Origin of the sequence: Pseudomonas sp. 30_B (assembly GCF_017491605.1) — a bacterium.
Lineage (GTDB): Bacteria > Pseudomonadota > Gammaproteobacteria > Pseudomonadales > Pseudomonadaceae > Pseudomonas.
Genome location: NZ_JAFGYY010000016.1, coordinates 1 through 25,843, shown reverse-complemented (window position 1 = coordinate 25,843; position 25,843 = coordinate 1). Strand labels below are relative to the sequence as shown.

Here is a 25,843-nt window from a genome sequence, read left to right as displayed (position 1 = left end):
GGCGCCAAACCATGGATGAACAGAACAAGATGCCTGTGGATCAGGACGAAGCGCTGCTGGCGTTGCTGCACAGCCGCGCCGAGGTGCAGCGGCTCAAGGAACGCGAGCAGCTCTTCAGCGTGCTGCTGGCCAGCATCAACTCGGTCCTCTGGGCCTTGGACTGGCAGGCGCAGCGCATGGTCTACGTCAGCCCAGCCTACGAGCGCATCTTCGGCCGCTCCGCGGCATTGCTGCTGGCGGACTACAGCGAATGGCAAAACTGCATCTATCCCGATGACCTGGACTACGCCCAGAGCAGCCTGCAGGAAGTGCTCGAACGCGGCGTCATCGAGCAGCGCGAGTACCGCATCCTGCGTGCCGACGGCGAGGTGCGCTGGCTGAGCGACAAGTGCTACCTCAGCCAGCATGGCGACGCCGGCCTGCCGCAGATGATCGTCGGGGTCGCCGAAGACATCACCGACAAGAAGCACATGGAGACCGAGCTGCACCGCCTGGCCACCACCGATGTGCTGACCCAGAGCAGCAACCGCCGCTACTTCTTCGACAGTGCCGAGCAGGCCTTCCGCGACTGCAAGGCGACCTCCACGTCGCTGGCCTTCCTGCTGCTGGATGTCGACGACTTCAAGAAGATCAACGACGCCTACGGCCACCAGGTGGGCGATGTGGTGCTGCAACGGATTGCCCAGAGCGGGGCGGGCGCATTGCGCCGGGGCGACCTGTTCGGCCGTATCGGTGGCGAGGAATTCGCGGTGCTGTTGCCCGGCTGCAACGAAACGATGGCGCGGCAGATCGGCGAGCGCCTGCAACGGGAAGTTCAGCGCTTGCGCTTCAACGAGGGTGAGCAGTACTTCAGCGTGACCATCAGCCAGGGGCTGACCCTGCTGCAGCCGGACGACCAGAACCTGTCGGCGCTATACAGCCGCGCGGATGCGGCCTTGTATGAGGCCAAGCGCACCGGCAAGGACCGCATAGTTCAGGGATGAAACACTGCCGTTTACGTCAGGTGGCAAAAGTAATACTTTTCGACTAATACCATTGTTACACCGTGGAGAATAAGGCGTTCCATTCATCCCGGAATGCCATTTAATTGGCGGCTTAACAATCAATGAGTTATGAAGTTCAATTTGCCTTTTGTCGGATTATTGGCGGTTCGGTACATCGTTGATTGACATACCTCCACCCCCCCCACTATTACTAATCCCATAGCAATATCGAATGGTGTCTGGATGAGACACCAGGGGAGTTGTCTCACGAGTGTCGTGTCAGGGAAGAGTTGATCCTTCCCCCCTGTCTTTCCACCACCTCCTGTCCTCAGCACGAGCACTTCCGTCGCGCCCAACGCAACGGAAGCGAGGCTTTTTTGCTGTCGTTTTCCAGATTTTCGGAATCGGCCGAGGGGCGGTAGCTTTGCCCGCTGAAAAATAACGGCCACTACAGGGATAAGCAGTCGATGAATCGTTGATGGAATCGGGTCATTCGAACTCGGGCGGTAGCTTTGTCTTCGAATTTTGCCGAAAGCCCGGTTACGCAGCGATCTCCGTTAGCGGAGCCACTGTAGATGACCGAAACAAGCGAAGCGGCAGATGTGCCTTCAGCGGCTGCCGATATACGCGGGAAGTCCAGCGCAGTTGCGCAGATATGCGCCTCCGGCAGGTGTGCCAGAAAAGAGAGTTTCGCGCGTGATAATAAGTCCCGACTGAAGTTTTATACGACCTTCGGACATATCGCCAATCGTATTCATCCCGTTATGCGACTTTTTGTTGCGGATGAACTTCCAGCGCAACTTCATAAGCACCAATCGCTATTTCCGTTATCGCAGAAAGTGCAACTTCGGCCAGCTTCCGAAGTGCTTTCTCCGGCACTCGCCCGCGGCGACTTGCCGTTTATGCACCCCGTCCCCGCGCAGTGCTCGCAGTGTGTGACGGAGTTCCGGCGCGAATGCGCGCCGCTTGCCGGCCGGTGGTGCCGGTATCACGACGAGAGCCGCGCGGCCCGCGCGCCCCGAGCTCGCTAGGGAGTCAGGCTGATGACCGATCAATCCTTTCGTTCCAGCTACGCCTGTGTGGTCGGTGGTGCCGGCCCGGCAGGCATGGGGTTTCTGTTCAATGCCTACAAGACCGGGGCGCTGGCGAGCCTGGCGCGTTCCGGCCTGCTGGTTGTGGATGCCGCGCTGGCGGTCGGCCGCGGCCGGCTGGGGGATTACCACATCACCGCCAACTCGGTGGGCGACGTGTTCCTCGACTGCCTGCGCGATCCGGCGCTGCTGCCGATCTTCGCTCCGCTGGAACATTCGCCGGCCTTCCGCGCCCTGCAGAACGATCCCCACGGCGCGCCGATGCTCACGCAAGTGGGCGAGTTGCTGGCGCACGCCTCGACATTGTTCATGCGCTATGTAACCCAGCACCTCGGCGTCGAGGTCGCACTGGGTACCCGTATCGAAAAGATTACCGCCCACGGCGACGGCAGCTTCCAACTGGCCCTGCGCAGTGGTTCCTGTTCCTGGCAGGTGGAGGCGGGTGGACTGGTGCTCAATCTCGGTGGCCGGCAGACCCGCGAGTACCTGCACTGGAGCCTGGCCGAGCAGGACCTGCACCTGGCCCACGACGGTCCCATCGTTTACTCCTCCGACGCCTTGCTCAGTCTGAGTCCCGCCGAACTGGTGGAGCTGTTTGGCGACCGGGTGACCCCGGACAGCCATTTCACCGTGGTCGGCGGTTCCCACAGTGCCTTCTCGGTACTCGACAACCTGGCCTGCGCCCTCGATTGCCTCGGCCTCGAACGGCTGACCCTGATGCACCGTGCGCCGATCCGCCTGTTCTTCGAGAGCGTCGAGGAAGCGCTGGCCGCCGGCTACAAGGTGGACGAGGGCATGGACGTGTGTCCGGTGTCCGGCCGGGTCAACCGCTCCGGCGGGCTGCGCTACCGCGCCCATCAGGTGGGGACTGACGTGCTCGCCAACGGCCATGTCAGCGGCACCCGGGTGAAGGTCGAGCTGTTGCGGATGGAGGACCGTTCGCCGGCCAACCGCGAGCGCCTGGAACGCTGCTGCAGCGAGCCGGGCGTGATAATCCAGGCCATCGGCTACCAGCCGTGCCTGCCGGCGATGCGCCACGCCAACGGCGAGCCGTTGCAGGTGCGCGAGAGCAAGGGTGGGCTGGACTCCGACGCCTCCGGCTGTCTGCGCGATTGCGACGGCCAGCCGATCCCGGGGCTGTACAGCTTCGGCCTTGGCTCGGGACTGGCGGCCAACCCGATGCTCGGCAGCGAGCGCTCCTTCGACAGCCGCATCTACGGCGTCTGGCAGTTCCACCACGACGCCAGCGGACGGGTCATCGAAGCCCTGCAGGAACACCTGGCCGGCCGCACCCAGCAGGCGCCCGAGCCGGCCCTGGACGCCCCGCTCGACGGCGCTCCCTTCGCGCTCTCCGCGCTGGGCTGATTGGCGCGCCAGCGGCCCGCAACGCACTTTCATCCATCAGAGGGATGCGACTGTGATCAATGTGACCAAGACGTATCTGGGGGATCTGGACAAGTTCAAGCGCTACGTGGAGCAGATCTATGCCACCGGCTGGCTGACCAACCACGGTCCCTTCTCCATAGAGCTGGAAGAACGCCTGCAGGACTTCCTGGGCGTGCGCAATGTGATCGTCACCTGCAACGGCACCATCGCCCTGCAAGTGGCCTACCGCGCGCTGGGCGTGACCGGGAGCGCGGTGACCACGCCGTTCAGCTTCGTCGCCACCAGCAGCACCCTGGAGTGGGAACACATCCGGCCGCGCTTCGCCGATATCGACGCGAAGACCTGGAACCTCGATCCGCAACTGATCGAGGCAAGCCTGGCGCCGGACACCACGGCCATCGTCGCCACCCATGTGTTCGGCAACCCCTGCGCGGTGGAAGAGATCCAGGCGGTGGCCCAGCGCAATCGCCTGAAGGTGATCTACGACGGCGCCCATGCCTTCGGCTCGCGCTACCGCGACCGCTCGGTGCTGGCCTGGGGCGACCTGAGCACCCTGAGCTTCCACGCCACCAAGCTGTTCCACACCATCGAGGGCGGCGCCATCGTTACCTCCGATGACGAGATAGCCAAGCAGATCCGCCTGCTGTGCAACTTCGGCATCGCCGGGGTGGACAAGATCGTGGGCCCCGGGATCAACGCCAAGATGAACGAGTTCTCCGCCGCCATGGGACTGTGCCTGCTCGACGACATCGACAGCATCCTTTCCCAGCGCGAGGAAATCGCCGCCCGCTACAACGCCGCCCTGGGCGACTACTACGACCTGCAGAGCCTCCAGCCCGGCGGCCGACAGAACAACAGCTACTACCCGATCGGGCTGCGCAACGAGGCACAGCTGCTGCGCGTGCGCAGCGGATTGAATGCCATCGGGGTCAATCCGCGGCGTTACTTCTACCCCTCGCTGGACACCCTGGACTACCTCGCGCCACAGCAACCGCAAGCCATCTCGCGCGAATTGAGCCAGCGCATCCTCTGCCTGCCGATATACCCGGGGCTGCCGCAGGACGTGCAGCACGCGGTGATCGAGGTGCTGCAGATGGAAGCCGGCCGGGTCGCCGTGGCGGTGTGAGGAAGCGGTCATGCCGGCCAAACGCTCGCTGTCGATGATCCGCAATACCCTGCTGAACTATGCGGGGCAGGCCTATGCGATCGTCATCGGCATCCTGATCCAGCCGTTCTACCTGGGCCACCTGGGCGCCGAAGCCTATGGCCTGATCGGTTTCTTCGCGGTGCTGCAGTCCTGGCTGCTGTTGCTGGACGTCGGCCTGTCGCCGGCCCTGGTGCGGCAGGTGGCGCATGTCCGTGGCGCCCAGGGCGAAACCTATGGCCAGGCCAGCCTGCTGCGCTCCTTCGAGCTGATCCTGCTGCCGCTGACCCTGCTCAGCTCGCTGGCGGTGTATGCCGGCAGCCCGTGGATCGCCGGACGCTGGCTGAACGTCCATGTACTGAGCCCGATGCTGGTGGCGCAGTGCATCAGCCTGATGGGCCTGCTGGTCGCCCTGCGCCTGTACGGCACCCTGTATCGCAGTGCGCTGCAGGGGCTGGAGCTGCACGGCTGGATCAACGGGATCAACATCTTCATCACCACCCTGCGCTACTTCGGCGGCCTGCTGCTGGTGGCCAGGGTCAGCCAGGACCCGCTGGTGTTCTTCCAGTTCCAGGTGGCGGTGTCGTTGCTCGAGACCCTGATGCTCGGCAGCAAGGCCTACCTGTGGATGGAAGTGCGGCTGTTCACGCGTTTCTGCTGGGATACGCTGCGGCCGGTGATTCCCTTCGCCCTCGGCATGAGCTTCACCTCCGGCCTGTGGATCGTCCTTACCCAGCTCGACAAGGTCTTGCTGTCGAGCCTGATGCCGTTGCGGGACTACGGCTATTTCTCCCTGGTGGCGCTGATCAGCGGCGGCATCCTCAGTCTGGTCAATCCGCTGGCGCAGTCGCTGCTGCCGCGCATGACCATGCTGGTCGCCGAGGGGCGCCACGAAGACATGCAGCAGCTCTATCTGAAGGCGAACCGATTCGTCTGTGTGCTGCTGCTACCGATGGTCGCGGTGATCGCCGCTCATGGTCATGACCTGGTGCTGGCCTGGAGCGGCGATACCGTGGCCGCCAACTGGTGCCAGCCGGTACTGGTCTGGTATGTGCTCGGCGCCGGCCTGATGGCGGTGGGCAGTTTCCAGTTCTACCTGCAGTACGCCCATGGCCAGCTGCAGCTGCATGTCTGGTACACCGTGGCGTCCGCGCTGGTGAGCATTCCGCTGGTGGTGGCCACCGCCTACCTGTACGGCGTGCAAGGCGTGGCGCTGTGCTGGTTCGGCCTGCGCGTGGCGTCCTTCCTGATCCTGCCGCCGCTCGTGCACCGTCGCTTCGGCCATGACCTGCACTGGCCCTGGCTGCGCGACACGCTGTCGATCGCCGCGCTGAGCGGCGTCGGGTTGCTGCTCAGCGAGCCCGTCTACGCACTGCTGGCCCGCTCCGGCGAGCGCCCGTCCCTGCTGCTGGCGCTGGGCGTCTGCGGAGCGATCACCCAGGGCCTGGTGGGCGTGGGCTGCGCTGCCGCGCTGCTGCGTCTGTTCAAACCGTTCCAGAAACCGAGTGTCTAGAGATGGGCATCCGTTCCGAGCTGCAGATTCTCTCCAACTGGCCGGCAGCGCCCGAACCCCTGTTGAGCATCGTTTGCCTGGCCTACAACCAGGTGGATTACATCGGCCGTACGCTGGACAGTTTCCTTGAGCAGATCACCGACTTCCGTTTCGAGGTGCTGGTCAACGACGACGCCTCCACCGACGGCACCACCGAGGTGATCGCCGATTACGCCGCCCGTTACCCGCACATCATCAAGCCGATCTTTCACAAGGAGAACCAGTACTCCAAGGGTGTGTCCCAGGGCATCCTGGTCTTCCGCAAGGCGCGCGGCCGCTACATCGCCTACTGCGAGGGCGACGACTTCTGGACCGACCCGCACAAGCTGCAGATCCAGGTCGACTTCCTCGAACGCAACGCCGACTACGTGATCACCTATCACGACGCCTACGTCTTCGACGAGAGCGGGGTGGTCAAGTCGCCGCAACTCACCGGCCGCAACCGCCGCGACGCCAGCCGCCGGGAGCTGCAACAGGCGCGGGCCATTTCGACCCTGACCGCCTGCTTCCGCAATGTCCTGGGCGAAATGCCCGAGGAGCTGCGCAGCATCCGCATGGGCGACCTGTGCTGGTGGTCGCTGCTGGGCGCCTATGGCAAGGGCAAGTTCCTCGGACAGATCGGCCCTGCGGCTTACCGCCAGCACGAGGGCGGAATCTTCTCCATGCAGGCCGAACAGGTGCAGCAGCGGATGGCGCTGCACACCTACTACTGCCTGTCGCGCTACTACCAGCGCATTGGCGACCAGGCGCTCCACGAGTACTTCCTGGTCCAGGTCTGCCGCCTGTCGATGGCCGCGATTCCCGTGCCACGCAAGATCGAGGCGTTCCTGCTGCTGATCGGCAACCACGGCCTGAACCTGCTCAAGCGACTGAACCCGATCCACGCACGCTGAGCCGCGTCATCTCACTGGAGGATGGATGTCCATGAGTATCATGCCCCACTCGTCCCTGGAGAACGTCCAGGACACTCGTATCGACGTGGCGGGTCTGCTGCGCCTGCTCTTCGACCACAAGCGAATGATCATCGTCGTCACCGGGCTGTTCGCGACGCTGGGCCTGATCTATGCGCTGCTCGCCACGCCGATCTACGTGTCGGGCGCGATGATCCAGGTCGAGCAGAAGAAGAACGGCCTCAATGGCACGCCGGAGGTGATCAACCGTCCCGACTCGGTCTCCCTGGCCTCCACCGAGATCGAGCTGCTGAAGTCCCGCGCGGTGCTCGGCAAGGCCGTGGAGACGCTCAAGCTCTACATCACCGCCAAGCCCCGGCATATGCCGCTGGTGGGGGACTTCCTGGCGCGGCATTTCAAGCCGACTCCGGAGCAACCGCTGGCACCGCCTCTGTTCGGCATGGGCGCCTTCGCCTGGGGTGGCGAGCAGATCAAGGTGTACCAGCTGGAAGTGCCTGAAGAGTATCTCGGCGAGCCGCTGACCCTGGTTGCCGAGAACGGCGGCGCCTACGTCCTGCTCAATGCCGACGGCGAACAGCTGCTGCGCGGCGAGGTGAACAAGACCGTGATCGACAAGGGCTTCACCATTGAGGTGGACGAGCTCGTGGCGCACCCGGGCACCGAATTCATCCTCACCCGTGACCGTCTGCTGACCGCCACCCTGGCCTATCAGAAGCTGCTCAAGGTGGTCGAGGCCGGCAAGGATTCCGGGATCATCTACATGACCCTGGAGGACCCCAACGCGGGGCAGGCCGACCTCATCCTCGACAAGATCGCCCATCTCTACGTGCTGCAGAATGTCGAGCGCAGTTCCGCCGAAGCTTCCCAGCGCCTGCAGTTCCTGCGCTCGCAGCTGCCGGCGGTGCGCATGGAACTGGAACGCGCCGAAGCCGCCTACAACGCCTACCAGACCAGTGCCAAGTCCGCCGACATCACGGTCGAGACCCGTGGCGTACTGGACCAGGTGGTGGGCATCGACAACCAGCTCTCCGATCTCAAGCTCAAGCGCGCCGAGTACGACCGCCTCTACGCGCCCAGCCATCCGACCTACCAGGCGCTGCTCAAGCAGGTGAGCAGCCTGGAGGCACGCAAGGTCGCATTGCAGGGACGCATCCAGGCCCTGCCGTCCACTCAGCAGGAACTGTTGCGTCTCTCCCGTGACATGCGCGTCACCCAGCAGACCTACACCACCGTGCTGGACAAGGCCCAGGAACAGGACATCCTGCGCGCCGGCACCATCGGCAACGTCCGGGTGATCGACACTGCCCAGGCCGACGTCGAGAAGCCGGCCAAACCGATGCGCAAGATCATCGTACTGCTCTCCACCCTGGTCGGCTTCTGCGTCGCCATGGGCATCCTGTTCCTGCGCCAGGCCTTCTATCGGGGCGTGGAGAATCCCGAGGCGATCGAGCAGCTTGGCCTGCCGGTGCTCGCGGCGGTGCCGTATTCGCGCCAGCAGGAGCGCCTGGAGCGGGAGCGCAAGGGCGATATCACCGCCCATGCGCCCAAGCTGCTGGCCGCCGCCAATCCGGGCGACCTGGCCAACGAGGCGTTGCGCAGCCTGCGCACCAACCTGCATTTCGCCCTGCTGGAAGCGCGCAACAACGTGGTGATGCTTACCAGCCCCGCGCCCGGCGCCGGCAAGTCGTTCGTCTCCTGCAACCTGGCGGCGATCATCGCCCAGTCCGGCCTGCGCACCCTGCTGGTCGACGCCGACATGCGCAAGGGCTACCTGCACCGGGTCTTCGGGCTGATCCCGCGGCATGGCCTGTCCGATGCGCTGAGCTCCGGTCGCCCGTTGAGCGAGGTGATCCTGGCGACCGAGGTGCCGGACCTGGACTTCATCTCCTGCGGTTTTGCCGCGCCGAATCCATCGGAGCTGCTGATGAACGAAAACTTCGCCCAGCTGCTGCGCGACGCTTCGGCGATGTACGACCTGGTCATCATCGACACCCCGCCGGTGCTGGCGGTGACCGACGCCTCGCTGGTCGGCCGGCTGTGCGGCATCAACCTGCTGGTGACCCGCTTCGGCCAGAGCCCGGCCAGCGAGATCGACACCGCTCGCCGCCGCCTCGGCCAGAATGGCATCCAGCTGCAGGGCGCGATCCTCAATGGCGTCATGCGCAAGGCCTCGACCGCTGCCTACGACTACGGCGCCTACGCCTACCGCTACGACAACCGCGAGTGAAACCCCACTCACCGACCTCTGGCGTCTTCCTGCCCGGCCCGCCGCTCATGACGGGCCAGGGTGCGACCCGCCAGGCAACTTCCACTCACCTCGGGGTGCCGTTCCCTGGAACGCCCGGCCCCGTCCTCACTCATCGCCCGCCCGGGCGCCGAGGCATACGCATCATGAGTCACGCCGACCCCCTTCATCGCTGGTACCTGATCCAGACCAAACCGCACCAGGAGCTGCGCGCCGAGGAAAACCTGACCCGCCAGGGCTTCACCTGCTACCGGCCGGTGGTCGGGCAGGGCCCGCGGCCGCAACCGCTGTTCCCCGGCTACCTGTTCATCAACCTGGATCAGCAGCACGACAACTGGTTCCCGATCCGCTCCACCCGTGGCGTGGCGCGCATCGTCAGCTTCGGCCCGCAACCGCTGCCGGTGGCCGACGAGCTGGTGGAAGACATCCGCCGACGTTCGCGGGAGATGCCCGAGCGCCCGGCCAGGCGTTTCGAGCAGGGCCAGGTGGTGCACCTGCACTGTGCCGGCGACTGCGAGGTGGAGGCGATCTTCCTCTGTGACGACGGCGCCGAGCGGGCACTGATCCTGCTCAACCTGCTGCAGCGCGAACAGCGCGTGCGCGTCCCCCTGAACCAGCTCTCGGCGGTCTCCGGGGCAAAGATGGCGGGCCTGAGTGCCCGGTGATCGACGAGGGAGACGCACCATCATGAGTGGATCGACTGTCCTGGTGACGCTGACCTATGGCGATCGCCTGAAGTACCTGGAGGAGCTGCTGGCAAGGGCCTTTCGCGAGCCCGACATCGCCCGTGCCATCGTCGTCAGCAATGCCTCGGTGGCCGAGCTGGACCACCTGTTCAAGCTCTGGCCCAATCGCGTCCAGGTGATCGAGCTCAGCAGCAATACCGGCTCGGCCAATGGCTATTGCGTGGGCATCGCCGCGGCGCTGAATACCCGCTGCGACTACATCTGGCTGATGGACGACGACAACGCGCCGATGCCGGGGGCCTTCCCTTTGCTCAAGCAGCGCCTGCTCGATTGCGTGCAACGCCATGGGGCGGACCAGACCGCGGTGCTGGGCTTTCGCGCGGAGCACCAGGCGGACGTGGCCGCCGGCGTGCCGAAGTGTTTCCTCACGCCGCCGCGCTCCAGCTATTTCGGTTTCCATGTGCGCCAGCTGCCCTACAAACTCTGGCGCCGCACGCCCTGGGGCAAGCCCCATCCGCGCCCCATGGAGCCGCTGCTGGAGCTGCCGTTCGCCTACTACGGCGGCTTGCTGGCGCACCGTCGGCTGATCGAGCGCATCGGCCTGCCGCGTCGCGAGCTGGTGCTGTATGCCGACGACACCGAGTACACCTTCCGCATCAGCGCCGGCGGCGGCCATCTGTACCTGGTGCCCGGCGCCGGTCTGGATGACCTGGAGCGCTCCTGGAACCTCAAGCAGCGCACCTCCAACATCTACGAAACCTACCTGCTCGGCAGCTCCGACCTGCGCGCCTACTACGCCGCGCGCAACCAGGCCTGGTTCGACAAGAACCTGTGGATCACGTCGCCCCTGATGTACCGCTTCAATCGCTGGCTGTTCCTGCGCCTGCTGCACTTCTTCGCCCACCGGCACGGCCGCGAAGGTCGCCTGCAACTGCTGTTGCGCGCCATTCGTGACGGCGAGTCCGGCACGCTGGGCATGAGCCAGAGCTATCCGCTATGAAGCTCCTGTTCCTCAACACCCTCTATGCCCCGCACATCGTCGGCGGCGCGGAGGTGATAGTGCAGTCCATGGTCGAGGGCCTGCAGCGGCGCGGTCATGCGGTGCAGGTCCTGAGTACGGGGCCTGACGCCGGCCTGCACAGCGAATCGCACAATGGCGTGCCGGTGCTGCGCGCCGGCCTGCGCAACCTCTACTGGCCGTACGGCGGCCAGCGTCCCGGCATGTTGCGGCGGCTCGCCTGGCATGCGCTGGACCGCTACAACCGGGGCATGCGCGATGTGCTGGCGCAGGTGCTGGCGCAGAGCGAGCCTGACCTCGTGGTGTGCCACAACCTGGCGGGCTGGTCGATCGCCGCCTGGGACGCGGTCCGCGCGGCCGGGGTGCCCATCGTGCAGGTCCTGCACGACCAGTACCTCACCTGCCCGCGCGGGATGCGTTTCCACAATGGCCGGCAGTGCCAGCAGCAATGCACCTCCTGCGCACTGCTGCGACGCTCCCATGCACAGGCGTCGGCGCAGGTCGACACGGTGGTCGGCGTCAGCCGCTACCAGCTGGCGGCCCTGGTCGATGCGGGCTACTTCGCCTACAGCCAGCGCTACGTCGTCTACAATTGCGCGCCGTTCGCCCCCTGGCAGGAGACGCCGGCTCCGCTGCCGGAGCGTCGTCCGCTGCGCTTCGGCTTCATCGGCGCGCTGACCCCGAACAAGGGCGTGGAGTGGTTGATCGAACAGTTCCAGAAGCAGTCCCTGGACGCCTCGCTGCTGATTGCCGGACGCGGTGAGGCGACCTACGTGAACATGCTGAAATCCGTCGCCGACCCGCAGCACGTGCACTTCGTCGGCTATCGCAATTCCTCTGCTTTCTTCTCTGAAATCGACGTGGCCGTGGTGCCCAGTATCGGGCCGGAATCCTTCGGCCTGGTGGCGCTGGAGGCCTGCGCCCAGCACCTGCCGGTGATCGTTTCGACCCGTGGCGGCTTGGTCGAGATCGTCCGCGACGGGCTCAACGGCCTGCACTGCTCGCCGGAACGCCCCGACTCGCTGGGCGAGGCGATCCGCCGTCTTGCCGAGAATGCGCCGCTGCGCCAGCGCCTGGCCTCCCGCGCGCGGGAGAGCGTCGCATCGATGCTCAGCATCGAGAGGATGCTCGATGAGTACGAAACCGTCCTGCAGCGCACCCTGCTCAGCCGTGGAGTTCGTCATGGATCTGCAATCGCCGTATCCGCGCTTTGAGCCCACGGCCGGGATCACCTTCGACCGCTCGCTGCTGGCGCTGGCGGTGGTGATTTCGGTGCTGCTGGTGGAGACCTTCAACGGGGCCCTGCGCTTCTACAGCGATCAGGTCGGGCTGTCGGCGCTGATCTACGTGCCGAAGGCGGGCTGTGTGGTCGCGGTGGCCTGGGAGCTGTTCACCCGTCCGCAGCATCGGGGCCTGTGGCTGCTGCTGATACTGGCGGCGGCCTCCCTGATGCTCGGCCTGCTGCATGGCGCATCTGCGCAGGCCGGGGCCTTCAGCATCTTCATCTATGCGCCGTTGCTGTTCGGCCTGCTCTGCGGTCCCTACCTCGAGATGCACCGCAAGGTGCTGGGCTGGACGATCTTCTTCTGCCTCGTCGCCTCGCTGGGGGGGATCGCGCTGGACATGACCGGCCACGTGCCGTGGAAGGGTTACACCTACGCCATGGGCGGCGTACAGATCAGCGCCAACCGCGCCTGGAGTGCCTACGGCCTGGACCGCATCGCCGGCTTTTCGCGGATGTCTTCGGCGCTGGCGATCATGCTGGCGATCTTCAGCCTGTACCTGGGCTCGTTCCGTCTGTCGATGCTGCTGCGCTGGGTGATCTACCTGGTCGCGCTGGTGGGGATAGTCCTGACCACCAACAAGACCTCCGCCGTTGCCTTCGTCATCGTCCTGCTGGTGATGAACCTTGCCCAGCACCGCTTGCTGTTCCTGCTGGCCGTACTGATGGTGGTATTCGGCGCGCTGGCGCTGCCGCTCTACGGCCTGTTCGGCGATGTCGAGCCGTACCTGGCCAGCTCCAGCAGCGAAAACCTGCTCGGCTCGATGGTGGATCGCCTGGTCAACACCTGGCCGGGGGTGATCAGGGTGATGATGGTCAACGACTGGGCCTTCACCGGCGCCGGGCTGGGCATGACCGGCAGCGCCTTCGCGCAGTTCCCGGTGTTCGGCATCGACCAGCTGGCGGTATCGGACAACACGCTGCTCTATCTCTGGCTGCTGTTCGGTGTTGCCGGCGTCGGGCTCTACGCCCTGGCGATTCCGCTGCTGATGCGCCTGCAACTCCAGCCGGGGCGCGAGGCGCGCGCGCTGCTGGGCATCACCTACTGCATCCTGCTGATGGGCTGGACCAGCGACGTGCTGGAGGCGCAAGTGCCGAGCCTGTTCCTCGGCCTGGCCATCGGCCGGGCAGTGCGCTCACCGCAAGAGCTGGCCACGCCGCCGGCGCCCCAGGCCTGGCGTCTGCAGGGCAAGGGCGAACTGATGAGCCTGCTGCTGGGCGGGCTGCTGTTGTTCGCCTGGGCAGGGCCGGTGCCCCGTGCGCTGGCCAATGAGACGCCAACGCCGGTGGCCGAGCCGGTTGCGCCGGAGTTCATCGTCGGCGCCAGCACGCACCAGAACATGCGTCCGGGCAATCGCGAGGCCATCAACCGCCTGGCGCAGCAGGCCGGCATCCTGTCCTTCCGCGACGATGCCTTCTGGTCCAGCGTCGAGCGCGAGCCCAACGTGCTGTCCATCTACGACACCTGGCGCACGCAACTGCGCAGCACCCGCAGCCTGGGCATCAGCACCCTGCTGATCCTGGGTGTGGAGAACCAGTTCCACGGCAATGGCAAGCCGCGCGACGAAGCCTCCCGCGCCGCCTACCTGCGCTACGTGCGCTACGTGGTGCGCAACTTCAAGGGACAGGTGGCGATCTACGAAATCTGGAACGAATGGGATGTGGAAAACCCCACCGACAAGCGCTTCAGCGACGACTACCTGACCCTGATCCGCGCTACCGCCCAAGCGATCCGCGAGGAGGACCCGCAGGCCCGGATCATCGCCGGTGCGGTGACCCTGCGGGGTATCCGCGAGGGCTTCGCCGACCGTCTGCTCGCCGGTGGGTTGCTGGACCTGGTGGACGGTCTGTCGCTGCACCCCTCGGTGTATTGCGAGGGCGCACTGGCGACCCCGGAGAACTGGCTGGCGTGGTTCCAGGGGGTCAATCAGCAGTTCGAGCGCAGTGCCGGCAAGCCGGTGCCGTTGTACTTCACCGAGTTCAGCTGGCCCTCCAACGAAGGGGGGTGCGGGCTCAGCCTTGAACGCCAGGCTGCCTATCTCGCGCGTGCCTACGTGCTGGTGCGCAGCGTGCCCAACGTGAAGGGCTCCTGGTGGTACGACCTGGTGGACGACGGCATCGACCGCCGCGAAATGGAGCATAACTTCGGCCTGCTCACCGCCGATGGCCGGCCCAAGCCGGCCTACCACGCGATGGCCAGCGTGGCCGGGATCATCGGCCACTACCGCTTCCTCGGCCGGGTGCCCAATGCCGACCCGAACGTCTACCTGATGCGCTTCGCCAAGGCCGGCGACGAAGTGCTGGTGGCCTGGACCCTGGGCCGCGAGCAGACCCTGAAGGTCACCAGCCAGCCGGGCCATTCCGACACCCTCTGGCGCCTGCGGGACTTCGACGGCGTGAGCGACCGCCAGGGCCGGAAGGTCCCCTGGATCTGCCCCGAAAGCGGCGGTCCCTGCCAGGCCGAGATCCTTATCGATAACGCACCGACGCTGCTGCGCAGCGCTCCGGGCTACCAGTTGTCGCTGCGCTGAGTGCGGCGCGACGACGCGCGAGAGGGCTTCCATGATCGTTATCAATGCGCGCTTCCTGTCCCAGGAAATCAGCGGCGTACAGCGCTTCGCCGAGCAGATTTCGCTGTCGCTGGCGCGCCTGCGCGGCGACGTGCGCTTCGTCGCGCCGCCCGGTCCGTTGCCGCGGGAGGAGGTTGCCCGGCGCCTGCATGTCGAGCGCATCGGGCGCAACCGTGGGCACCTGTGGGAGCAGGTCGACCTGCCGTTGTGGCTGTTGCGCAACGGACGGCCGCTGCTGGTGTCGCTGGGCAATACCGCGCCGCTGGCCTACGGCCCGCAACTGGCGACGCACCACGACATTGCCTACGTGCGGCACCCGGAGAGCTATGCATGGCGCTTTCGCGCGCTGTACCGGACCTTGACCCCGCTGATGCTGCGGCGGGTGCTGGCGCTGGTGAGCGTCAGCGAGTTCTCCCGCGAGGAGATCGCCTCGTACTACCACTTCCCCCGCGAGCGCATCCATGTGATCGCCAACGCGGTGTCCTCCGCGTTCTGCCCAGGTCCCGTGGCCATGGGCGGGCGGCCCTATCTGCTGGCGGTGTCCTCGCCGGCGGCGCACAAGAACTTCGCGCGGATGATCGAGGCGTTCGACCTGCTGCATGACCTGGACGTCGACATGCACATCGTCGGCTCCGCCGGCCGCAGCTTCGCCGAGAACCGGTTGCAGTCCAGCGGGCAGAGCGAGCGTGTGCGCTGGCTCGGGCGAATCGAAGACCGCCAGTTGATCGACGAGTACCGGGGGGCGTCGGCCTTCGTCTTCCCCTCGCTGTACGAAGGCTTCGGCATACCGCCGCTGGAAGCACAGGCCTGCGGCTGCCCGGTGATCGCCGCGCGCAGTGCGTCGATCCCCGAAGCGCTGGGCACCTCGGCGCTGTACTTCGACCCCACCGATACCCAGGCCCTGGCCGCGGCGATGCGCCACGTGCTGAGGGACGCAAAGTTGCGCGCCAGCCTGCGCAACGCCGGGCTGGAGAACGTCCTGCGCTTCTCCTGGGACCTTTCCGCCCTGCGTCTTTCCACCCTCATCGACTCCTTTCTAGCCGAACGCGCGGACTATCTGCCGCGCTTCAGACCGCTCGAGTAGCCCGGTTTCCGGCTGCCGCCCCACGAAGGCAATTCCCATGAAAGGCATCATTCTCGCCGGAGGCTCCGGCACCCGCCTGCACCCCATTACCCTCGGGGTGTCCAAGCAACTGCTGCCGATCTACGACAAGCCGATGGTGTACTACCCGCTGTCGGTACTGATGCTCGCCGGTATCGACGAGATCCTGCTGATCTGCACCCCTACCGACCTGCCCAACTTCTGCGCACTGCTCGGCAGCGGCGAGCAGTTCGGCCTGCACCTGCGCTATGCAGTGCAGCCTTCGCCGGACGGCCTGGCACAGGCCTTCCTGATCGGCGAGGAGTTCATCGGCGACGACTCGGTTTGCCTGGTGCTGGGCGACAACATCTTCTACGGCCAGAGCTTCACCGCGACCCTGCGCGAGGCCGCCTCGCGCGAGCGCGGCGCCACCGTGTTCGGCTACCAGGTGGCCGATCCCGGACGCTTCGGCGTGGTGGAATTCGACGACGCCGGCAACGTGCTCTCCATCGAGGAAAAACCACGGGTGCCGCGCTCCAACTACGCGGTGACGGGGCTGTATTTCTACGACAACCGGGTGGTAGAGATGGCCCGGCAGATCCGCCCCTCGGCGCGGGGCGAACTGGAGATCACCGACATCAACAACCTCTACCTCGAACTCGGCGAGTTGCGTGTGAGCCTGCTCGGGCGCGGCTTCGCCTGGCTGGACACCGGCACCCACGAATCGCTGATGGAGGCCGGCCACTTCGTCCAGACCATCGAGGCGCGGCAGGGGCTGAAGGTCGCCTGCCTGGAGGAAATCGCCTTCCAGCAGGGCTGGCTGTCCACCGAGGGCCTGGCCCTGCAGGCCGAGCGTCTGGGCAAGACCTGCTATGGCCGCTACCTGCAGCAACTGCTGCGCGATGCCCGGCCCTGAGCCTGCTCGCCGCCCATCCGGGCGCCGTGAGGTTTTCCATGTCCATTCATTCCAAGGGAATACTGCGGGCCAACCAGTCCCTCCTGGCGCTGGCTCACCGTCTGCTCGATCTGCTGGTCATCGTCCTGTCCGGGGCGATTCTCCTGAGCGACGGCAGCGGTATGCCGGATGCCCGCGTCTGGGTGTCGGTCCTGCTGTGCGTGATGCTGTTCCACTGGCTGGGCGAGCTCAACCGGCTCTATGGCTCCTGGCGGGGCGAGTCGATGTTGCGCGAGTCGCTGCTGGTCACCAGCTACTGGTCATTGACCTTCTTCGCCGTGCTGCTGCTGGACGCGGCGCTGCGCCACGGCATCGTCATCGATGCGCGCCGCTTGGCCTGGTTCGCCACCGCGCTGCTGGTGATGTGCACCTACCGCCTGCTGCTGCGCATGCTCCTGCGCCTGGCGCGCCGGCATGGCTTCAACAGCCGCAACGTGGCCATCTACGGTACCGGGGAAGTTGGCGCGCACCTGGCCTCGACCATCCTCGAAGCGCCGTGGATGGGCCTGCGCCTGGTCGGCTTCTACGACGACCGTCCACAGCAGATGGCGCTGGAGGAGCGGGTGCCGGTCAAGGGCGGGCGTCTGGCGCTGATCGAGGCGGCGCGCAGTGGGCAGATCGACAAGGTCTACCTGACCCTGCCGCTGTCCCGCGAGCCGCTGCTCAACGAACTGATTCGCGAACTCTCCGACACCACGGTGTCGGTCTACCTGATTCCCGACCTGTTCATGTTCGACCTGCTGCATGCACGCAGCGAGAGCATCAACGGCCTGGAAACCATCAGCATCTTCGACACCCCCATGGACGGGCCCAACGCGGTGCTCAAGCGCATCGAGGACGTGGTCCTCGCCTCGCTGATCCTGCTGCTGGTGTCGGTGCCGATGCTGCTGATCGCCGTGGCGGTCAAGCTGACCTCGCGCGGCCCGGTGCTGTTCCGCCAGACCCGATACGGGATGGATGGCCGGCCGATCCGCGTGTGGAAGTTCCGCAGCATGACCGTCATGGAAGATGGCGCGCAGGTGATCCAGGCCTCGCGCAACGACTGCCGCGTCACCCGGCTGGGCGCGTTCCTGCGACGCACCTCGCTGGATGAGCTGCCGCAGTTCATCAATGTGCTGCGCGGCGAAATGTCGGTGGTGGGGCCGCGGCCCCATGCGGTCGCCCACAACGAGCAGTACCGCCGTCAGGTCAACCACTACATGCTCAGGCACAAGGTCAAGCCGGGAATCACCGGCTGGGCCCAGGTCAACGGCTGGCGTGGGGAAACCGACACCCTGGAGAAGATGCAGAAACGCATCGAGTTCGACTTGGACTACATCGAGAACTGGTCCGTCTGGTGGGACCTGAAGATCGTTGGGTTGACCCTCTTCAAGGGCTTCGTCAACCGCAACGCGTTCTGAGGCAGTCCCCCTATCAACACCCTGCTTCAAGGAATGATCACCATGAAAACTCTGTTCGTGATCGGTCTTGTTGTCGGCAGTCTGACGCTACAAGGCTGTGTATTTTCCCCCGGTCAGCACATGACGGACTCCGATATCGAGAAAGAGGCACGGGACCAGGGCATGCGCATCACCCTCGTCCCCATCACCCCGCAGGTGCTGCAAAGCCAGGACATGGCCCGTGCCAATCAGCAGTTGCCGGCGGAACTGCTCAGCTACAGGCCGCAGCAGGGCGAGTACGTGATCGGCGCAGGGGACGTGCTGCTGGTCACCGTCTGGGATCACCCGGAACTGACCAGCCCCGGCTCGACGCAGCAGATGGAAGCCAACGGCCGCGTGGTCGGCGCCGACGGCAATATGTTCTTCCCCTACGCCGGCACCGTGGCGGCGGCGGGCAAGACGCCGACGCAACTGCGGGGACAACTGGCCAGCCGGTTGGCGAAGAAAGGCATCGTCGACCCGCAGGTGGACGTGACCGTGCTGCGCTATGCCAGCCAGCACATCGTGATGTCCGGGGCCTTCCAGAACGGTGGGCAGGTGGAACTGAACAACACGCCGACGACGCTGGTGCAGGCGGTGAGCAAGGCCGGCGTGGTGGCCGGCGAGGCGGACCTCTCGGGGTTGACCCTCAAGCGCGACGGGCGTGAATACCTGATCGACGTCGACGCGCTCAACCGCAGCGGCTCCAGCCTGAGCGGCGTCTATCTGAAGAACGGCGACCAGATCCACCTGCCGTACAACGACCGCAAGAAAGTCTACATCGTCGGCGAGGTGCACCAGCCGACCGTGGTGACCTACCGCACCACTGGCCTGAGCCTGCTGGAAGTGCTGGGCAACGCGGGCGGTCTCAGCCAGGAAACCTCCGACGCCGATGCTGTCTACGTGATCCGCGCCGGCGACCTGCAGCCGGGCGCCAATGGCGGTCAAAGTGCCCTCACGGCACAGGTCTTCCACTTGGAAGCGAAGAAACCCACGGCCTTCGCCCTGGCCCGTGACTTCGCCATGCAGCCCCAGGACGTGGTGTTCATCGGTCCGGCCAACATCACCCGGTGGAACCGCTTCATCAGCCAACTGCTGCCATCGGCATCCTTCATTGGCACCAGCGCCACCGTCGGTCACAAGTAACCGGAGGCGGATGCCTCGCCCGAAGGGAAAATTCGCACGTTGCAATCGGACTGGCCACATGGACGGCCGGGTGCCCGGCTGGAGACCATCCGCCGGGTTGCACAGGGTTGTGCACGCTCTTTCGGACAAGCAGAACTCAGCACTGTGTTTCTGCATTTTCTTGGGCATCCCCTAGCAATGCCCATAACCCGCCCGTGTTGCAGCACGGGCGGGTTTCTTTTTTTTCCGTCCCTGGAAACCTTCAACCAGCCCCTTCAGCCAGTGGGGGTACCTCGTCAGAGGAGCAGTCCCGCAAGGGTGCGGCGCGCTACTCTATATTCCATATAGGAATTACATAGTAATAATTAATTCTTTTTTGATTTATAGAGCTTCTTTTATCGTTGCCCCTGCGCTGTCGCGAGGACGACTGGCAAATGCGGTTGGGGTGGCGGTTTTTCGCCAGGATGGGCGATGTTCGTGGCGGTTTCCCGCTTAGTGGTCTGGAGGAAAATATCCGCTGGCAAGTCTGAACGTCAGATTTGACGGGGGATTTGGCAGGCAAGGCCGGTTGGCCTGGGGATTGCCTAGCCAGTGACGCATGCCCAGTGCATCGCCACGACAACAAGACACGAGAACAGACCATGCCCTCCCTTTCAGCTATTGCCTTCCCGCCTGCTTGCCTGCGCATCACCCCTGCCTAGGGGAGCGTTGCTTCACCACTGAATAACCGTTGCCGCGCGTGTCCGCACGTACGCGCCGTGGCCTCTGCTTGCCGTTCGGTTGGGCTCCGGGGGAGTCAGCTGTCGCGCTGAATGGCCTGTTTTCCAAGACAATAAATGGGGAAATTCCAATGAAAAGCCGCACTCTCACGCAATCGAGCCTGGCGCTCGCCATCGCTGCCGCGGGCCTGGCCCAGTCGGCCTTCGCCGGCGGGTTCGTCGAGGACAGCAAGGCCAGCCTCACTCTGCGCAACTTCTACATCAATACCGACAACCGCAACGGCACCGCCGCGCCGAGCAAGCAGGAAGAGTGGGGCCAGGGTTTCCTGCTCAACTACACCTCCGGCTACACCGAAGGCACCGTCGGCGTCGGCGTCGATGCGCTGGGCCTGCTCGGGGTGCGTCTCGACAGCGGCAAGGGCACACATTACAACCCAACCAGCTCGAACTTTTCCGGGACTGTATTCCCCACCGACAGCGATGGCCGCGCGGTGGATGATTTCTCCCACCTGGGCGCCACCGGCAAGGTGAAGGTGTCCGCTACCGAGCTGCGCTACGGCACCCTGCTGCCGAAGCTGCCGGTGGTGACCTACAACGACGGCCGACTGCTGCCGCAGACCTTCGATGGCGGCCAGGTGACCTCCAACGAGTTCAAGGACCTGACCCTGATCGGCGGTCAGCTGGAACACATGAAGGGCCGCAGCTCCAGCAACAACGAGGGGCTGTCCATCGCCGGCGCCAACAACGCCCGCACCGGCGAGTTCGTCAACAAGTTCTACTACGGCGGCGCCGACTACAAGCTGACCAAGGACCTGACGCTGCAGTACTACTACGGCAACCTGGAAGACTTCTACAAGCAGCACTTCCTCGGTCTGCAGCACAACTGGGCGATCGGTCCGGGCGTGCTGAAATCCGACCTGCGTTACTTCAACAGCAGCGACGACGGCAAGAACGGCCACGACAAGAACTTCTACACCACCGGCTACTACGGCAACGGCGTGACCAAGGGCGAAGTCGACAACCGCGCCTGGAGCGGCCTGTTCACCTACACCGTGAGCGGCCATAGCTTCGGCGCCGGCTACCAGCAGCTCAGCGGCGACAGTGACTTCCCGTTCATCAACAACGGCGACGGCGCCACCGCCTACCTGATCACCGACGTGCAGATCGGCAAGTTCCTGCGCGCCGGCGAGAGCACCTGGCAGGTCCGTTATGGCTACGATTTCGCCCAGGCCGGCCTGCCGGGTCTGACCTTCCAGACCTTGTACCTGCACGGTGACAACATCGACACCAAGTACGGCGACAAGAGCGAATGGGAACGTGACATCTCCCTGGCCTACGTGATCCCGGACGGCAACTTGAAGGGCCTGGGCTTCACCTGGAAGAACGCTGCCCTGCGCAGCGGCCTGCCGGTCAGCGGCAAGGGCACCGCGACCCAGCGTGACCAGGACGAGAACCGCCTGATCGTCAGCTACACCATCCCGCTGCTCTAAGCCCCGCAGTTTATGGAAGCCGCCGCCCTCGCGAGGGCGGCGGCTTTTTCATGTCTGCGCTTCGTGCTTTTCGTAGGAGCGAGCTTGCTCGCGAACAAGTCCCGTTGTGAGGTGGTTCGCGAGCAAGCTCGCTCCTGCAAGGTGATCCGCTGCGCATGAAAAAGGCCGTCGCTCCGGTGGGAACGACGGCCTTTTTTCTTGCTTCGGCGAATCAGCGCTTCTGCGGCGCCGGCTGCTGCTGGGTGATGCAGTGGATGTTGCCGCCGCCCAGGAGGATCTCGCGGCCCGGCACCATGACCACTTCATGCTCGGGGAAGATGCGCTTGAGGGTGGCTTCGGCCTCGGCATCCGCCGGGTCGTCGAAGCGCGGGGCGATGATGCCGCCGTTGACGATCAGGAAGTTGACGTAGGAACCGGCCAGGCGGATCGACGGATCGCGCGGCTGGGTGCCGATCACCATGTCGATGCCTTCGCACTCGGCCTCGGTGGCATGGAGCGGGCCGGGAATGACGATCTTGTGCACGGTCAGCTGGCGACCCTTGGCGTCGCGGGCGGATTCCAGCACACGCATGGCGGCCTGGCAGCGCGCGTAGTTCGGGTCGTTGACGTCATCGGTCCAGGCCAGCAGGACTTCGCCGGGGCGAACGTAGCAGCAGAAGTTGTCGACGTGACCGTCGGTCTCGTCGTTGAACAGGCCGTCCGGCAGCCAGATCACGGTGTCGATGGCCAGGTGATCGCGCAGGTTGGCTTCGATCTCCTCGCGCGACAGGTGCGGGTTGCGGTTGTGGTTGAGCAGGCACTCCTCGGTGGTGATCACGGTGCCTTCGCCATCCACGTGGATCGAGCCACCTTCGAGCACGAAGCCTTCGGTGCGGTAGCCGGCGCAACGCTCGATGCCGAGGATCTTGCTCGCCACCTGGTCATCGCGGTGCCAGGGGAAGTACAGGCCGCCTTCCAGGCCGCCCCAGGCGTTGAAAGTCCAGTCCACGCCGCGCACTTCACCCTTGTCGTTGGTGACGAAGGTCGGGCCGGTGTCGCGTACCCAGGCGTCGTCGTTGCTGATTTCCACCACGCGGATGTTGCTCGCGTCGGCCAGCTGGGCGCGGGCATTCTCGTACTGACCGGCGGAGACGCCGATGGTCACCGGCTCGAAGCGGGCGATGGCGCGGGCCACGGCGCTGAAGGCGGCCTGTGCGGGCTTGCCGCCCAGGCGCCAGTTGTCCGGACGCTCGGGCCAGACCATCCAGGTCTGGCTATGGGGTTCCCATTCCGCCGGCATGCGGAAGCCATCGGCGCGGGGAGTGCTGGTCAGCGTGGTCATGGGGCGATCCTTGGTTAGTGCTTCGCAGAAGGGTGCGCAAGCCGATACTTATCGATGCGCTCCACCCATCCTACGCAGTGGGTTGTGTCAGTCGGGAGGGCGTCGCCGTCGAGCGTTGCAAGAGGGCCAGTATAGGCCGGTAGTCGCGGCGGCGCGTCGGGCGTCTCCCTGGTTGGGAGAATTTATAGCCGATAAAAATCGATTTATGAAGGGCGATTTTGAAAAAATACGCCCACCTATCGGGATATTTATCGGATAAAAATCGATTTAAGGCAGGGGTACGGGCCGTTTCGGCAAGCAGGGCGGCAGGTACAGCGACAGGTAGGCATCGATCACCCGCATGCCTTCCTCGGCCAGTCGTTCGGTGATCTGCCCGTGGCGCTGCACGGAAAGTGCGTAGACGCGGTCGCCCAGTTCGATGGCCAGGCTGAACACTTCGATGTCCTGCGGCAGCGGCGGCAGTTCGAAATGCCGCTCGAACAGCTGGCGCATCGCCGCGCCCAGCTGCACGTCATGCTGGCTGTCGGCCTGGGTGACTTCGGCGAGGCCGTGGCTGGCGAGGATCAGCTGGCGTGCGGCGGCGTCGCCTGTGTACACCGCCAGGGTGCGTTGCTCGACCAGGTGCGCAAGGTCGCGCCAGTCGCGCAGGGCGCCGTGGTCGACGGGCTGTTCCAGGCAGGCGCGGAAGGCGGCATGGACGTCGCTGGTGAGGCCCTGGAGCAGGGCCGGCACGCTGGGGAAGAAGTGGTAGACGGAGGAGGGCGGAATGCCCGCGCGCTCGGCCACCGCATAGATCGACAGGCTCGCCGCGCCGCTTTCGGCCAGCAGCGCGCGGGCGGCGTCGAGGATCACGGCGATGCGCGCCTGGCTGCTGGCGCGGGGCTTGCGAGTGGGGGAGGGCATGTCGATCTCCGGAGCGGGTCGGCTATTGGACGTCAGCTCCGGGGCGCTCGGCAAGTCAGCCGCCACCGGCGCGCAGCTTGCCCCAGAGTTCGGTGATCACCGGAGCGGTCTTCTCCGGCGCGGTTTCCAGGGCGAACAGGCGGCGCTTGGTTTCCTGGTCGGGATAGAGGCCGGGCTGTTCGCGCAGGGCGGCATCGAGGAACTGTGCGGAGTCCTTGTTGCCGTTGGGGTAGAGGGTGGCGGCGGTGATCTGCGCGGCGACCTTGGGCTGCATCAGGTAGTCGATGAATTTGTGGGCGAGGTCCGGCTGCTCGGCAGCGGTGGGGATCACCAGGTTGTCGATGAACAGCACCGAGCCTTCCTGCGGCACCAGGAAGCGCACCGGCTGACCGGCGTTGGCGGCGTTCAGCGCATCGCCGACCCAGGCCATGGCGACGCACAGCTTGCCGCTGTTGAGGTCCTGGATATAGCGCTCGCTGTCGATGTAGCGCAGGTTCGGGCGCAGCTGGGTGAGCGCCTCGCCGGCACGGCGGATCTGCGACGGTGCGCTGCGGGCGAAGTTGCGCCCCTGGTAGTTCATCAGCACCGAGAAGGCTTCGTCCGGCGCGTCCAGCAGGCTCATGCCGCAGCTCTTCAGGCGCTGGCTCTGTTGCGGGTCGAACAGCAGGCTCCAGCTGTCGGGCAGTTTGCCGCCGAAGGCCTTCTCGGCTTCCGGCTCGTTGATCGCCAGGCCCACTGCGCCCCACAGGTAGGGCACGGCATGCCGGTTGTTGAGGTCGACCGCGGCCAGCTTGCTCAGCAGTTGACTGTCCAGGTGGCTGCGGTTGGGGAGCTTGGCGAAGTCCAGCGGCTGGATCAGGTTCTTGCGGATCAGCGCGGGCAGGTCGTTGTGCGAGGGGACGGCGACGTCGATGTGTTCGCCTGCTTCCAGAGCTTTGAGGAGTTCTTCGTCGGTGCTGTAGGTGTGGTACTCGACGCGAACGCCGGTGTCCTTCTCGAAGTCCTTGAGCACTTCGGGCGCGATGTAGTCGTTCCAGTTGTAGACACGGATGACCTGGTCGGCCCATCCGGACAACGGGCACAGCAGCAACAACATCAAGGCGTACAGGCGTGGCATTGGCGATCTCCCTGATTTGACCACATGCGGATGCGGCCGGAGCCGCTGATGGCGCAACAGCAAAGACGACAGGTGCGATGCACGCCCGGACGGGCGGGATGGAAGCATCGCGAGCACCAGGGAAAGGCGGGTGTGGGTTGCCACGGCGCCCCTCCTCGCCGTTGCGATGTCGCTGTCCCCCAGGGTGTGCCAGAGGCACAAAGAAACGCCGGCACTCGGGCCGGCGTTTCATTCACCACTTAGACGGTATGCAGATACCAGTTGTACTCGAGGTCGGAGATCGAATATTCGAACTCCTGCATCTCGTGCTCCTTGCACGCGACGAAGATGTCGATGTACTCGGGGCTGATGTACTTGTTCATCACATCGCTGTCGTCCAGCTCGCGCAGTGCGTCGCGCAGGTTGTTCGGCAGGCTCTGCTCCAGCTGCTCGTAGGCGTTGCCTTCGATCGGCGCACCGGGCTCGACCTGATTGGTCAGGCCGTGGTGGATGCCGGCCAATACGGCGGACAGCAGCAGGTACGGGTTGGCGTCGGCGCCGGCCACGCGGTGCTCCAGGCGAACCGCTTCCGGTGCGCCGGTGGGAACGCGCAGGGCGACGGTACGGTTGTCCAGGCCCCAGCTCGGTGCGTTCGGCACGAAGAAGGCCGAACCGAAGCGGCGGTAGGAGTTGACGTTCGGGCAGAGGAAGGCCATCGACGCCGGCAGGGTCTCGAGCACACCGCCGATCGCGTGGCGCAACGCGGCGTTCTGCTCGGGATCCTCGCTGGTGAAGATGTTCTTGCCGTCCTTGTCGAGCAGCGAGACGTGGACGTGCAGACCGTTGCCAGCCTGGCCCGGGTAGGGC

Annotated in this window: 19 protein-coding genes and 1 pseudogene; 15 read left to right on the top strand and 5 right to left on the bottom strand. The window is 65.2% G+C overall.

The genetic code is table 11. The annotated features are described in order from the left end of the window. Positions 1 to 11: 11 nt before the first annotated feature. Complete coding sequence (locus J5M67_RS18015) at positions 12 to 983, top strand: sensor domain-containing diguanylate cyclase (RefSeq protein WP_207886706.1); 972 nt, start codon at positions 12 to 14, stop codon at positions 981 to 983. Between the two features lie 608 nt (positions 984 to 1,591). On the opposite strand, the gene J5M67_RS18010 is transcribed toward J5M67_RS18015, so the two are convergent. Next, a complete protein-coding gene (locus J5M67_RS18010) occupies positions 1,592 to 1,789 on the bottom strand; it encodes a hypothetical protein (protein ID WP_207886705.1) in 198 nt (65 codons plus the stop codon). 237 nt (positions 1,790 to 2,026) lie between these two features. On the opposite strand from J5M67_RS18010, the gene J5M67_RS18005 reads away from it, so the two are divergent. From J5M67_RS18005 to J5M67_RS17940, 14 genes are all read left to right on the top strand, one after another. Continuing rightward, entirely contained in the window at positions 2,027 to 3,439 is a 1,413-nt protein-coding gene (locus J5M67_RS18005; RefSeq protein ID WP_243434738.1) for a hypothetical protein, read from the top strand. Positions 3,440 to 3,491: 52 nt separating this feature from the next. After that, entirely contained in the window at positions 3,492 to 4,586 is a 1,095-nt protein-coding gene (locus J5M67_RS18000; RefSeq protein ID WP_207886704.1) for a DegT/DnrJ/EryC1/StrS family aminotransferase, read from the top strand. 10 nt (positions 4,587 to 4,596) lie between these two features. Further along, entirely contained in the window at positions 4,597 to 6,117 is a 1,521-nt protein-coding gene (locus tag J5M67_RS17995; RefSeq protein WP_207886703.1) for a lipopolysaccharide biosynthesis protein, read from the top strand. Between the two features lie 2 nt (positions 6,118 to 6,119). Then, on the top strand, positions 6,120 to 7,049 hold the full coding sequence (locus J5M67_RS17990) for a glycosyltransferase (RefSeq protein WP_207886702.1): 930 nt from the start codon (positions 6,120 to 6,122) through the stop codon (positions 7,047 to 7,049). Positions 7,050 to 7,080: 31 nt separating this feature from the next. Continuing rightward, positions 7,081 to 9,294 carry a polysaccharide biosynthesis tyrosine autokinase gene (locus J5M67_RS17985; protein WP_207886701.1) on the top strand — a complete coding sequence of 738 codons (2,214 nt, stop codon included), beginning with the start codon at positions 7,081 to 7,083 and terminating at the stop codon, positions 9,292 to 9,294. A gap of 164 nt (positions 9,295 to 9,458) precedes the next feature. Continuing rightward, positions 9,459 to 9,977 (top strand): transcription/translation regulatory transformer protein RfaH, encoded by a 519-nt coding sequence (gene rfaH / locus J5M67_RS17980; RefSeq protein ID WP_207886700.1) that lies wholly within the window; start codon positions 9,459 to 9,461, stop codon positions 9,975 to 9,977. 22 nt (positions 9,978 to 9,999) lie between these two features. Next, a complete protein-coding gene (locus tag J5M67_RS17975) occupies positions 10,000 to 10,998 on the top strand; it encodes a glycosyltransferase (protein ID WP_207886699.1) in 999 nt (332 codons plus the stop codon). Then, positions 10,995 to 12,230, top strand: a complete 1,236-nt coding sequence (locus tag J5M67_RS17970; protein WP_207886698.1) for a glycosyltransferase family 4 protein — start codon at positions 10,995 to 10,997, stop codon at positions 12,228 to 12,230. The genes J5M67_RS17975 and J5M67_RS17970 overlap by 4 nt, the downstream gene beginning before the upstream one ends. Next, positions 12,199 to 14,829, top strand: coding sequence for a hypothetical protein (locus J5M67_RS17965; RefSeq protein WP_207886697.1), 2,631 nt, complete (start codon positions 12,199 to 12,201; stop codon positions 14,827 to 14,829). Before J5M67_RS17970 ends, J5M67_RS17965 begins: the two co-directional genes overlap by 32 nt. Positions 14,830 to 14,860: 31 nt before the next feature. Continuing rightward, a complete protein-coding gene (locus J5M67_RS17960) occupies positions 14,861 to 15,952 on the top strand; it encodes a glycosyltransferase family 1 protein (protein WP_207886696.1) in 1,092 nt (363 codons plus the stop codon). A 37-nt stretch (positions 15,953 to 15,989) separates the two neighbouring features. Beyond that, the gene (rfbA, locus tag J5M67_RS17955) at positions 15,990 to 16,865 is read left to right on the top strand and encodes a glucose-1-phosphate thymidylyltransferase RfbA (protein ID WP_207886695.1); all 876 of its coding nucleotides are present in this window, start codon (positions 15,990 to 15,992) and stop codon (positions 16,863 to 16,865) included. A 38-nt stretch (positions 16,866 to 16,903) separates the two neighbouring features. After that, a complete protein-coding gene (locus tag J5M67_RS17950; protein ID WP_207886694.1) occupies positions 16,904 to 18,304 on the top strand; it encodes an undecaprenyl-phosphate glucose phosphotransferase in 1,401 nt (466 codons plus the stop codon). A gap of 42 nt (positions 18,305 to 18,346) precedes the next feature. After that, positions 18,347 to 19,468, top strand: a complete 1,122-nt coding sequence (locus J5M67_RS17945; RefSeq protein WP_207886693.1) for a polysaccharide biosynthesis/export family protein — start codon at positions 18,347 to 18,349, stop codon at positions 19,466 to 19,468. A gap of 829 nt (positions 19,469 to 20,297) precedes the next feature. Beyond that, the gene (locus J5M67_RS17940) at positions 20,298 to 21,656 is read left to right on the top strand and encodes an OprD family porin (RefSeq protein ID WP_207886692.1); all 1,359 of its coding nucleotides are present in this window, start codon (positions 20,298 to 20,300) and stop codon (positions 21,654 to 21,656) included. A gap of 211 nt (positions 21,657 to 21,867) precedes the next feature. Here J5M67_RS17940 and aguA read toward each other — a convergent pair whose 3' ends face one another. From aguA to J5M67_RS17920, 4 genes and pseudogenes are all read right to left on the bottom strand, one after another. Continuing rightward, positions 21,868 to 22,977 (bottom strand): agmatine deiminase, encoded by a 1,110-nt coding sequence (aguA, locus tag J5M67_RS17935; protein ID WP_207886691.1) that lies wholly within the window; start codon positions 22,975 to 22,977, stop codon positions 21,868 to 21,870. 267 nt (positions 22,978 to 23,244) lie between these two features. Next, the gene (locus J5M67_RS17930) at positions 23,245 to 23,886 is read right to left on the bottom strand and encodes a TetR/AcrR family transcriptional regulator (protein ID WP_207886795.1); all 642 of its coding nucleotides are present in this window, start codon (positions 23,884 to 23,886) and stop codon (positions 23,245 to 23,247) included. Between the two features lie 49 nt (positions 23,887 to 23,935). Continuing rightward, positions 23,936 to 24,997, bottom strand: coding sequence for a polyamine ABC transporter substrate-binding protein (locus J5M67_RS17925; protein ID WP_207886690.1), 1,062 nt, complete (start codon positions 24,995 to 24,997; stop codon positions 23,936 to 23,938). Between the two features lie 239 nt (positions 24,998 to 25,236). After that, positions 25,237 to 25,843 (bottom strand): annotated as a pseudogene (locus tag J5M67_RS17920) (glutamine synthetase); the annotation flags it as partial.

What these genes read in the sequence shown, in the direction of transcription:
- J5M67_RS18015 (WP_207886706.1), top strand. Translation starts at nt 12, where the DNA reads ATGGATGAACAGAACAAGATGCCTGTGGATCAGGACGAAGCGCTGCTG.
- J5M67_RS18010 (WP_207886705.1), bottom strand. Translation starts at nt 1,789, where the DNA reads ATGAAGTTGCGCTGGAAGTTCATCCGCAACAAAAAGTCGCATAACGGG.
- J5M67_RS18005 (WP_243434738.1), top strand. Translation starts at nt 2,027, where the DNA reads ATGACCGATCAATCCTTTCGTTCCAGCTACGCCTGTGTGGTCGGTGGT.
- J5M67_RS17995 (WP_207886703.1), top strand. Translation starts at nt 4,597, where the DNA reads ATGCCGGCCAAACGCTCGCTGTCGATGATCCGCAATACCCTGCTGAAC.
- J5M67_RS17990 (WP_207886702.1), top strand. Translation starts at nt 6,120, where the DNA reads ATGGGCATCCGTTCCGAGCTGCAGATTCTCTCCAACTGGCCGGCAGCG.
- J5M67_RS17985 (WP_207886701.1), top strand. Translation starts at nt 7,081, where the DNA reads ATGAGTATCATGCCCCACTCGTCCCTGGAGAACGTCCAGGACACTCGT.
- rfaH (WP_207886700.1), top strand. Translation starts at nt 9,459, where the DNA reads ATGAGTCACGCCGACCCCCTTCATCGCTGGTACCTGATCCAGACCAAA.
- J5M67_RS17975 (WP_207886699.1), top strand. Translation starts at nt 10,000, where the DNA reads ATGAGTGGATCGACTGTCCTGGTGACGCTGACCTATGGCGATCGCCTG.
- J5M67_RS17970 (WP_207886698.1), top strand. Translation starts at nt 10,995, where the DNA reads ATGAAGCTCCTGTTCCTCAACACCCTCTATGCCCCGCACATCGTCGGC.
- J5M67_RS17965 (WP_207886697.1), top strand. Translation starts at nt 12,199, where the DNA reads ATGGATCTGCAATCGCCGTATCCGCGCTTTGAGCCCACGGCCGGGATC.
- J5M67_RS17960 (WP_207886696.1), top strand. Translation starts at nt 14,861, where the DNA reads ATGATCGTTATCAATGCGCGCTTCCTGTCCCAGGAAATCAGCGGCGTA.
- rfbA (WP_207886695.1), top strand. Translation starts at nt 15,990, where the DNA reads ATGAAAGGCATCATTCTCGCCGGAGGCTCCGGCACCCGCCTGCACCCC.
- J5M67_RS17950 (WP_207886694.1), top strand. Translation starts at nt 16,904, where the DNA reads ATGTCCATTCATTCCAAGGGAATACTGCGGGCCAACCAGTCCCTCCTG.
- J5M67_RS17945 (WP_207886693.1), top strand. Translation starts at nt 18,347, where the DNA reads ATGAAAACTCTGTTCGTGATCGGTCTTGTTGTCGGCAGTCTGACGCTA.
- J5M67_RS17940 (WP_207886692.1), top strand. Translation starts at nt 20,298, where the DNA reads ATGAAAAGCCGCACTCTCACGCAATCGAGCCTGGCGCTCGCCATCGCT.
- aguA (WP_207886691.1), bottom strand. Translation starts at nt 22,977, where the DNA reads ATGACCACGCTGACCAGCACTCCCCGCGCCGATGGCTTCCGCATGCCG.
- J5M67_RS17925 (WP_207886690.1), bottom strand. Translation starts at nt 24,997, where the DNA reads ATGCCACGCCTGTACGCCTTGATGTTGTTGCTGCTGTGCCCGTTGTCC.